This window comes from Teichococcus vastitatis (assembly GCF_003604215.1).
GTDB lineage: Bacteria > Pseudomonadota > Alphaproteobacteria > Acetobacterales > Acetobacteraceae > Pseudoroseomonas > Pseudoroseomonas vastitatis.
Map to the genome: position 1 here is coordinate 1 of NZ_QXGS01000113.1, position 2,599 is coordinate 2,599.

Below are 2,599 nucleotides of genomic sequence, written 5' to 3' on the forward strand. Positions count from 1 at the left end.
TGAGGCTTTGGCCGAAGCATCGCGTCCGGTACTCCACAGTTGAGGGAGAGGACGCTCGTGCCCGCACCTGACACCATCACCACAGCACAGCTGACCCGGCTCGTCGGCTTGCCCGACGCTCCAGTCCTGCTCGACGTCCGAACCGAGGAGGACTTTGCGGCGGATCCGCGCCTGCTCCCGGCTTCCCTTCGGCGTGACGCCCGCGACGTGACCACCTGGGCATCCGACCACGCTGGTCAGCACGTGGTTGTCGCCTGCCAGCGTGGCCTCAAGCTCAGCCAGGGTGTCGCCGCCTGGCTGCGGCACGGCGGCGCGCGGGCCGAGGTGCTCGAGGGCGGCTTCGCGACATGGGCCGCCGAAGGCCACCTGCTGATGCATCCCACTCGCCTTCCAGAACGCGATGGGCAGGGGCGAACCATCTGGGTAACCCGCTCCCGACCCAAGGTCGACCGGATCGCCTGCCCCTGGTTGATTCGACGCTTCGTCGACTCCTCGGCCGTCTTCCTGTTCGTGGCGCCTTCCGAAGTCGGTGCCGTGGCCGAGCGCTTTGGCGCCGCACCGTTCGACGTCGAGGGCGTGTTCTGGAGCCATCGTGGCGAGGGCTGCACCTTCGATACCATGATCCAGGAGTTCGGGCTGACCTCGGAGCCGCTGCTGCGGCTCGCGAAGATCGTCCGCGGCGCCGACACGGCCCGGCCCGACCTCGTGCCGCAGGCGGCGGGGCTGCTCGCAGCCTCCTTGGGTCTGTCCCGGATGCACCGCGACGACCTGGCCCAACTCGCAGCGGGCATGGACCTCTACGATGCCTTTTACCGCTGGAGCCGCGACGCGGTCACTGAGACCCACAACTGGCCTGCGGGAGCGGGCGACGGCGGGAGGAGCATGCGATGAATGACGCCGCCATGGACCGGGCGCGTCGTGCCCCCGTGCCCGCGCCCGGGAAACAGGCGGGGCTGCCTTCTTTCGCCGAGGCCTTCCGGGTCTGGCTGAAGATCGGCCTGTTATCGTTCGGCGGCCCGGCAGGCCAGATCGCGTTGCTGCACCGGGAAGTGGTCGACGAGCGGCGCTGGGTGTCCGACGCCCGCTTCCTGCACGCGCTGAATTTCTGCACCCTGCTGCCTGGGCCTGAGGCGCAGCAGCTCGCCACCTATCTCGGCTGGCTGCTGCACGGCGTTCGCGGCGGCGTCGCGGCAGGTGTTCTCTTTATCCTGCCTGGCATGGCGGTGATGCTCGGGCTGTCCATTCTCTACGTGACCCTGGGCGAAGTGCCCGCCGTCGCGGCGCTGTTCTTCGGCCTGAAATGCGCCGTGCTGGTGCTCGTGGTGGAGGCGCTGCTCAGAGTGGCCCGTCGTGCCCTGAGGACCCGAACAGCCTGGGCGCTGGCCGCCGCGGCGTTTGTGGCGCTCTACGTCTTCGCCCTGCCGTTTCCGGTTGTCGTGCTGGCGGCGGCTCTGATCGGCTACTCCGCCCCAGGCGCCTTCCGGGCTGGCAGCCACGGCACGGCCAAGGACGGCCCACCGGCACTGTTGGACGCGGTGCTGGCGGCAGATCCCGGGCGGCCGGGACGCCTCGCGGCGAGCGCCTGGCGGGCGGGCTGGTTGGCTGTGGCGCTCTGGCTGCTCCCGGTCGCCGCCCTCGTCCTGGCGGGCGGCGGGGTCTTTGCCGACGTCGCCTGGTTCTTCTCCAAGATGGCGGTGGTCACCGTGGGCGGCGCCTATGCCGTGCTCGCCTATGTGGCGCAGGCGGCGGTGCAGGGCTATGGCTGGCTCACCGCCGACCAGATGCTGGTGGGCCTCGGCCTGGCCGAAACCACACCAGGCCCCCTCATCCTGGTGCTCCAGTTCGTCGGCTTTCTGGCGGGCTATGGCCAGGGCGGGCTCGCCTGGGGGGTGTTGGCTTCGGTGCTGACGGTCTGGATCACCTTCGCACCCTGCTTTGCCTTCATCTTCCTCGGCGCGCCGTACGTGGAGCGGTTGCACTCCAACCGGGAACTGACCAGCGCCCTGGCGGCAGTGACAGCGGCCGTTGTCGGCGTGATCGCGAACTTGGCGCTCTGGTTCGGTCTGCGGGTGCTCTTTGCCGATGTGCGGCGGGTGGAGGTCGGTCCGGCGGCCCTCGACATGCCGGTTTTGGCCAGCCTGGACCCGCTCGCCTTGGCGCTCGCGGCGCTTGCCGCTGCTTGCCTGTTCCGCCTCAAACTCGGCCTGTTGAAGACCCTTGGCATCACGGCCGCCACGGGACTTGTGACAAAGCTCGCCCTTGGCTGAGGCTCATCAAGTCCCGGATGGATGACTCAAGCCAGAGGAAGGTTCATCCGTGGCACCTCCGCCTGACGTGTGGCAGAGGTCTCGGTGTAGTCGAACAGCAGGCACATCATGACCCTGCGGCTCGGAAGTCCCAAAGCATGTTCTGCAACCGGTGGCCGCTTCCCTCCATGAACCTCTAAAGAGCGGACGGGCTGCTTCCGGCTAAACTCTGCCAAGTCTGGCAGTCGGTGCTCTCTCCCTTGCCAAGTACCTACTCGCTCTAGCAGCCTGTCGGGTTTGGGTCGGCTGCTAGTGGGATAGTTGGGTTACGGATCATGTAGCCAGCCGCAGGC

At 68.3% G+C, this 2,599-nt stretch carries 2 protein-coding genes; both read left to right on the plus strand.

From position 1 onward, the window contains the following. Positions 1–57: 57 nt before the first annotated feature. Entirely contained in the window at positions 58–891 is an 834-nt protein-coding gene (locus D2K64_RS25810) for a chromate resistance protein ChrB domain-containing protein (RefSeq protein WP_120010773.1), read from the plus strand. Then, entirely contained in the window at positions 888–2,267 is a 1,380-nt protein-coding gene (gene chrA, locus D2K64_RS23255; RefSeq protein ID WP_120010772.1) for a chromate efflux transporter, read from the plus strand. Before D2K64_RS25810 ends, chrA begins: the two co-directional genes overlap by 4 nt. The last annotated feature ends 332 nt before the right edge of the window (positions 2,268–2,599 follow it).